The 551-nt window shown below is 30.1% G+C and carries 1 protein-coding gene; it reads left to right on the forward strand.

Features of this window, described 5'->3' with window-relative positions:
• Positions 1-551: glutamine amidotransferase-related protein (locus AMN70_RS00590; protein ID WP_179850361.1), on the forward strand; the 551-nt coding region annotated here is incomplete at both ends.

A 551-nucleotide genomic window follows, 5' to 3' on the forward strand; every position in this document is an offset into this window, starting at 1 on the left:
AAAGAATCTTGATCTTGCAGAAACTGTAACAACTTCAAAAAACTATGTTTGGAAAGGCTTAAAAACTTGGAGGAAAGAAACAGGGTATAAAAAAAATGCAAAAAATTCTTTTCATGTTGTTGCAATTGATTATGGAATAAAAAAAAATATTTTGAGATATTTTTCAGACTTCAAATGTAAAGTAACGGTTGTTTCTTGTAAAACTTCTGCAGAAAAAATATTAGATCTTAAGCCTCATGGGATATTTTTGTCTAATGGTCCTGGTGATCCAGCAGCAACAGGAAAATATGCAATAGAAATACTAAATAAATTGATTAAAAAAAATTTACCTATATTTGGGATTTGTTTAGGTCACCAAATTTTAGCATTAGCCTTGGGCGGAAAAACAAAAAAAATGAAATTGGGGCACAGAGGTGCAAATCATCCTGTTAAAAATTTGGTTCATGATAAAGTTGAAATCACAAGTCAAAATCATGGTTTTGTGGTAGTTGAAGAAACTTTACCAAAAAAAATTGCCTTAGAGTTTGCCCCTATAGGTTCAATCTTATATT

Source organism: Candidatus Pelagibacter communis (assembly GCF_001179925.1).
Taxonomy (GTDB): Bacteria; Pseudomonadota; Alphaproteobacteria; order Pelagibacterales; family Pelagibacteraceae; genus Pelagibacter; species Pelagibacter ubique_E.